The sequence below is a fragment of the Jiangella ureilytica genome, from assembly GCF_004348545.1.
GTDB classification, from domain to species: domain Bacteria; phylum Actinomycetota; class Actinomycetes; order Jiangellales; family Jiangellaceae; genus Jiangella; species Jiangella ureilytica.
Genome location: NZ_SMKL01000080.1, coordinates 21,943 through 28,015, shown reverse-complemented (window position 1 = coordinate 28,015; position 6,073 = coordinate 21,943). Strand labels below are relative to the sequence as shown.

General features: G+C 72.4%; 5 protein-coding genes. 1 reads left to right on the top strand and 4 read right to left on the bottom strand.

Annotation, left to right across the window (positions count from 1 at the left end; translation table 11 throughout):
- Window positions 1–98 precede the first annotated feature (98 nt).
- The 3 genes from E1212_RS25045 to uvrC form a co-directional block, all read right to left on the bottom strand.
- Window positions 99–1,121 carry a gluconeogenesis factor YvcK family protein gene (locus E1212_RS25045; RefSeq protein WP_131987553.1) on the bottom strand — a complete coding sequence of 341 codons (1,023 nt, stop codon included), beginning with the start codon at window positions 1,119–1,121 and terminating at the stop codon, window positions 99–101.
- The gene (gene rapZ / locus E1212_RS25040; protein WP_131987551.1) at window positions 1,118–2,005 is read right to left on the bottom strand and encodes an RNase adapter RapZ; all 888 of its coding nucleotides are present in this window, start codon (window positions 2,003–2,005) and stop codon (window positions 1,118–1,120) included. Before rapZ ends, E1212_RS25045 begins: the two co-directional genes overlap by 4 nt.
- An 86-nt stretch (window positions 2,006–2,091) precedes the next feature.
- Window positions 2,092–4,116, bottom strand: a complete 2,025-nt coding sequence (uvrC, locus tag E1212_RS25035) for an excinuclease ABC subunit UvrC (protein WP_131987550.1) — start codon at window positions 4,114–4,116, stop codon at window positions 2,092–2,094.
- A 244-nt stretch (window positions 4,117–4,360) separates the two neighbouring features.
- Here uvrC and E1212_RS25030 point away from each other — a divergent pair, with 244 nt between their 5' ends.
- On the top strand, window positions 4,361–5,185 hold the full coding sequence (locus tag E1212_RS25030) for a mechanosensitive ion channel family protein (protein ID WP_162605621.1): 825 nt from the start codon (window positions 4,361–4,363) through the stop codon (window positions 5,183–5,185).
- 297 nt (window positions 5,186–5,482) lie between these two features.
- Here the strand turns inward: E1212_RS25030 and E1212_RS25025 are convergent, their stop codons facing one another.
- Window positions 5,483–6,040 (bottom strand): Rieske (2Fe-2S) protein, encoded by a 558-nt coding sequence (locus E1212_RS25025; protein WP_131987546.1) that lies wholly within the window; start codon window positions 6,038–6,040, stop codon window positions 5,483–5,485.
- Window positions 6,041–6,073 lie beyond the last annotated feature (33 nt).

Below are 6,073 nucleotides of genomic sequence, written 5' to 3'. Positions count from 1 at the left end.
AGCCCGCCCCGAGTTGATCGTGGAGCAACCGCGGAATCACTCGGGCATTCCGCCCCGGAACCCCCACCGTTACTCCACGATCGACGTCGGCGAGATGCTCACTCGCGCCAGGGGCCGATGCCGCCGCTGCCCAGCGTGGCGGCGTAGGTGCGGCCCAAGAGGGCGGGGTCGTGCTGGGCGGTGCCGTCGCTCCTGGCGACGTCGGCGACGACGAGCTCGGCGCCGAACTCGCCGGCGATGCGGCGCAGCAGCTTCTCGTCGGTGCAGGAGCGGCGGTCGGCGATGACGAGGTCGAGGCGCAGGTCGGGCGCGTACGCCCCCAGCACCTCGAGGTGCATCTCGGGCGTGAAGCCGGTGGTCTCGCCGCCCTCTTCGGACAGGTTGAGCGTGACCGCGCGCCGCGCCGTCGTCGTGAGCAGGGCCTCGCGCAGCTCGGGCACCAGCAGGTGCGGGACGACGCTGCTGAACCACGAGCCGGGGCCGAGCACCACCCAGTCGGCGTCGGCGATGGCCTCGAGCGCCTCGGGGCAGGCCGGCGGGTTCTCGGGCACGAGCCCGACCGCCACGATGTCGCCGTCGGTCGTGGCCACCGCGTGCTGCCCGCTGACCGTGGAGATCTCGCGCGCTCCCCCGGAGCCGTGCGCCGCCGGCCGGCCCACCAGGGCCTCGATGGTCAGCGGGACCAGCGACATCGGCAGCACCCGGCCCTGGGCGCCGAGCAGCCGCCCGACCCAGTCGAGGCCCTCGACATGGCCGCCGAGCAGCTCCCAGAGCGCGACGATGAGCAGATTGCCGGCCGCGTGGTTGTGCAGCTCTCCCCCGCTGAGGAATCGGTGCTGCAGCACCCGAGCCCACGTGCGGCCCCAGTCGTCGTCGCCGCAGAGGGCGGCCAGCGCCATGCGGAGATCGCCGGGCGGCAGCACGCCCAGCTCCTCGCGCAGCCGGCCGCTGGAGCCGCCGTCGTCGGCGACGGTGACGACCGCCGTCAGCCGGCCGGCCATGCGCCGCAGAGCCGACAGCGAGGCCGCGAGTCCGTGCCCGCCGCCGAGCGCGACGACCTTGGGGCCGGCGAGCCGGCCGCGGGCCACAGCGCCCGCCGTTCCTGTGAGTGGTTCGGTCATTCCCGTCCGAGATCGCGATGGACCACGAGGGTCTCGATGCCCTGTTTGCGCAGCCGCTGCGCGAGCGCCTCGCTCATCGCGACGCTGCGGTGCTTGCCTCCGGTGCAGCCGATGCCGATGGTGACGAACCGCTTGCCCTCGTGCAGGTAGCCGGGCGCCACCATGGCGACCAGCTCGCTGTAGTGCTCGAGGAAGTCCTCGGCTCCGGACTGACCCAGCACGTGATCGCTGACCTCGACGTCCGTGCCGTTCTGCGGGCGCAGGTGCGGCACCCAGTGCGGGTTCGGCAGGAACCTCATGTCGGCGACCATGTCGGCGTCCACCGGCAGACCGTACTTGAAGCCGAACGAGATGACGATGGCGCGCAGCCCGGTCTCCTCCGGCGCCGAGAACGCCGACCGGACCCGGGCGGCCAGCTCGTGCGGGTTGAGCAGCGACGTGTCGATGACGACGTCGGCGGCGACCCGCAGCGACGCCAGCTCCTCACGCTCGCGCTCGATGGCCTGGAGGATGCGGCCGCCGCCCTGCAGCGGATGCGGCCGCCGCGCCGACTCGAACCGGCGGACCAGCGCCTCGTCGCCGGCCTCGAGGAAGAGCACCGTCGGGCGGTACCCCTGCTCGGTGAGGAGGTCGAGGGCGCCGCGCAGCTCACTGAAGAACACCCCGCCGCGGACGTCGGCGACGACGGCGACGCGGCGCAGGTCGGTGCGCTGGGTGACGGTGGTGACGAGGTCCATGAGCAGTGACGGCGGCAGGTTGTCGACGACGAACCAGCCGATGTCGTCGAGGGCTGCCGTCGCGGCCGTCTTGCCGGCGCCGGACATCCCGGTGACCAGGAGCAGCTCGAGCTTCTCCGAGGCCTCCGATGGGCCCTGGTCGTTCATGGTGCGATCCCCTCGCGGTGCGGCGGTGGACGGTTCAGTTGTGGGGGCGACGCCTGCGGCGGGAGCCTCGGTGGCCCGGGGCCGGGTCACGACTCGAGGATCTCGCCGGTGGCGGTGTTGACGGCCGGCGCGGCCGGGCGCTCCGCCAGCGCGTCGACCACCGCCTGCGCTGTCGCAGGACCGAAGCCGGGGACCTCCGCGATCTGCTCCATGGTCGCAGCTCGGAGCCGTTTCAGCGACCCGAACCTCGTCATGAGGGCCTTGCGCCGAGCCGGACCCAGCCCGGGGACGCCGTCGAGCAGGCTGTCGACCATGGACACGGAGCGTCGCTGCCGGTGGAACGTGATGGCGAAGCGGTGCGCCTCGTCGCGGACCCGCTGCAGCAGATAGAGCCCCTCGCTCGTGCGCGGCAGGATGACCGGGTGGTCGGAGTCGGGCGGCCAGACCTCTTCGAGGCGCTTGGCCAGGCCCACCACGGGGATGTCGCTGACCCCGGCCTCGTCCATGGCCTGCCGGGCGGCGTTGACCTGCGGCTGGCCGCCGTCGACGACCACCAGGCCGGGTGCGTAGGCGAACTTGCGCGGCCGGCCGGTGGTGGGGTCGATGCCCGGCCGCAGCCCGTCGGCGGCGACGGAGGGGGTGACGGAGGCGGCGAGCGGGTCGGCGACGGTGCCGGGCGCGGCCTCGTCCTGGTCGGCCTGGTCGGTCTCGCGCAGCCGCCGGAACCGCCGGGTGAGGACCTCGCGGATGGCGGCGACGTCGTCGGTGCCGCCCTGCTCGCCGCGGACGGTGAACTTGCGGTACTCGCTCTTGCGCGGCAGGCCGTCCTCGAACACCACCATGGAGCCGACGACTTCGGTGCCGGCGAGGTTGGAGATGTCGTAGCACTCGATGCGCAGCGGCGGCTCGTCGAGCTCGAGCGCCTCTTGGATCTCGCCGATGGCGCGGCTGCGGGTGGTGAGGTCGCTGGCCCGCTTCGTCTTGTGCAGGTTGAGCGACTGCTTGGCGTTGGCGGCGACGGTCTGCAGCAGCGCCCGCTTGTCGCCGCGCTGGGGCACCCGGATGTCGACCCGGCCGCCGCGCAGCTCGGTGAGCAGCTCGGTGAGCGCCGCCGCCTCCTCGGCGTCGTCGGGCACGGCCGGGACGAGGATCTCGCGCGGGACCGACTCGCCGCCCAGCTCGCCGTAGAGCTGCAGGAGGAACCGCTCGACCAGCTCGCCGGCGGGGACGTCGTCGGACTTGTCGGCGACCCAGCCGCGCTGCCCGCGGACCCGGCCGCCGCGCACGTAGAAGACCTGGACGGCCACCTCGAGGGCGTCGTCGGCCAGCGAGACGACGTCGGCGTCGGTGCCGTCGCCCAGCACGACGGCGTTGGCCTCCATGGCGCGGTCGAGCGCGGCGATGTCGTCGCGCAGCCGGGCGGCCCGCTCGAAGTCGAGCTCCGCGGCCGCGGCCTTCATCTCCTTCTCGAGCCGGCGGATGTAGCCGGTGGTCTTGCCCTCGAGGAACGAGACGAGGTCTTCGGCGATGTGCCGGTGCTCGTCGGCGTCGACCCGGCCGACACACGGGGCGGAGCACTTGCCGATGTAGCCGAGCAGGCACGGCCGGCCGATCTGCCTGGACCGGTTGAACACGCCCTTGGAGCAGCTGCGCACCGGGAACACGCGGAGCAGCTGGTCGAGCGACTCGCGGATGGCCCAGGCGTGGGCGTAGGGCCCGAAGTAGCGGACGCCGCGCTTCTTGGCCCCGCGCATGACCATGGCGCGCGGGAAGTCCTCGTTCAGCGTGACGGCGAGGTACGGGTAGGACTTGTCGTCGCGGTAGCGGACGTTGAACCGCGGGTCGAACTCCTTGATCCACGAGTACTCGAGCTGCAGCGCCTCGACCTCGTTGCGCACGACCGTCCACTCGACCTTGGCGGCGGTGGTGACCATGGCGAACGTGCGCGGGTGCAGCGCGGAGAGATCTTGGAAGTACGACGACAGCCGTGCGCGCAGGCTCTTGGCCTTGCCGACGTAGATGACGCGGCCCCGTGCGTCGCTGAAGCGGTAGACCCCGGGCTCGACCGGGATCGACCCCGGGGCCGGTCGGTACGTCGTCGGATCGGCCACGACCCCAGCCTATGACCTGCCGCCGACGAGGTCGGCACGGCTCGCGTTCGCCGTCGGCGTGAATCGGTGTGAGCCGGCGTGACACGCGGATGCACCGGCAATGTGCGCCGATGTGGCGACAATTCTCACACCTCCCTCGGCCGAACAGCCCGAACAAATCGGAATCACCTCGAGCGATTCCGCGACCGGAACTATCTTCGTGGGCACTTCGAGACATGGCGGGAGGTATGGAATGCCCACATCTGTGCGTACAGAGAATTTCGTCGACCAACTCGGCGACTCGTTCAGCCGGCTCGGCTCCGACATCGGCGACTTCGTGCCGCGCCTGGTGGTCGCGCTCCTTCTCGTGCTGGTCGGCCACTGGATCGCGAAGCTGATCCGGCGGCTGCTGACGGCGGGACTGAACAAGATCGGCGCGGGCCGGCTCACCGAGGCGGCCGGCATCGAGAACACGCTGCGCCAGGCCGGAACCAGCGGCGTGGCGCTCATCGGCCAGGTGGCCTATTTCCTCGTCTTCATCATTTTCGTGCAGATCGCCGCCGAGGTCCTGCACATCGACGAGCTGACGTCGATGCTGAATCTCCTCATCGCGTATCTGCCGCTCGTGGCGGTGGCGCTGCTGGTGCTGTTCGTGGCCGCCGCGATCGCGAATTGGGCGGCCAATGTCGTCCGGCCGTTCGCGGAGAGCCGCAACCTGGGCTGGGTCAGTACCGCCGTGCGCGTCGGCGTGCTGGTCGTCGGGATCCTGGCCGCCTTCGACACACTGAACTTCGCGCCGTCGGTGACGTCCAAGGTCGAGAACACGCTGCTGCAGTACCTGCCGCTCGCGATCCTCGCGGCCGGCACGATCGCGTTCGGCGTCGGTGGCATCAACACCGCCCGCGAGTGGTGGGCCAAGCTGTCGCCGTCGAACGTCGAGTCGTCGATGGGCCGCCCCGCGGCGCCGACGTACAGCTCGCCCGCTCCGGGCTCGCCCGCACCGGGCTCGCCCGCACCGGCCGACCCGCCGTCGGGCTCGCTCTTCGGCGACGAGGAGCCGCCGCCCACTCAGCCGCGGCCGGGCGCCTGACGCCGCGTTCCCCTGACGCCGCACTCCCTGACGCCGCACTCCCTGACGCCGCACCCGGCCGCCGGTTCACCCCGTTCGCGCCGGCCGGGTGCGGCCCCGTCAGTGACCCGGGCTCACCAGCCCCACCAGGCTCGCCCCGCCGAGTTGATCATGGAGAAGTGCGGGTCTCCGGAGCCGCGGAGGCCACGATTTCTCCATGATCAACTTGCCGAGAGGCAGCGGGCCGGCGCCGCACCGCCGGCCCGGACAGGCAGCGCCGACCGGCCGGCGGATGGGGCGGTGGAGGCGAGGCGGGCGTCAGCCGGGGAGGATCTGGTCGCCCTCGACGACCACCGCGACCGGCGCGAGCGGCTCGGTGGCCGGTCCGGTCACGACCGAGCCGTCGGCGGCGCTGTACTGGCTGCCGTGGCAGGTGCAGGTGATGAGGTCGCCGTCGATCTCGGTGACGGCACAGCCCTGGTGCGTGCACGTGGCACTGAAGCCGAGGAAGGTGCCGGCGGCCGGCTGGGTGACGACGACGCCGGCGCCGTCGTTGATGAACCCGCTGCCGACCGGGACGTCGGCGGTGGTGGCCAGCGCGTCGGCGGCGGGCTCCTCGGCCGGCGGGGCCGGCTCCTCGCTCGGGGTGGTGTCGGGGCTGGCCTCGGCAGTCGGCTCGGTGTCGGGCTCCGTGGTGGCCGGCGGCGCACTGCCCGTGCTGGGCTCGTCGTCGCCGCCGCAGGCCGCCAGCAGGCCCGCGACGCCGACGGCGCCCATGCCCATCAGCGCGGTCCGCCGGCCGATGCACCGGCCACAGGCCACGTGCCCGTCGCCGGTGTCTTGCGTCAGAGTGGGTGCCGCGTGGTGATGATCCATCGATCGCCTCTCCGTGTCAGCGCGCCTCGGTAC

Bases quoted from the DNA above. Each gene is read 5' to 3' on its own strand.
- rapZ (WP_131987551.1), bottom strand. From the start codon at position 2,005: ATGAACGACCAGGGCCCATCGGAGGCCTCGGAGAAGCTCGAGCTGCTC.
- E1212_RS25025 (WP_131987546.1), bottom strand. From the start codon at position 6,040: ATGGATCATCACCACGCGGCACCCACTCTGACGCAAGACACCGGCGAC.
- E1212_RS25045 (WP_131987553.1), bottom strand. From the start codon at position 1,121: ATGACCGAACCACTCACAGGAACGGCGGGCGCTGTGGCCCGCGGCCGG.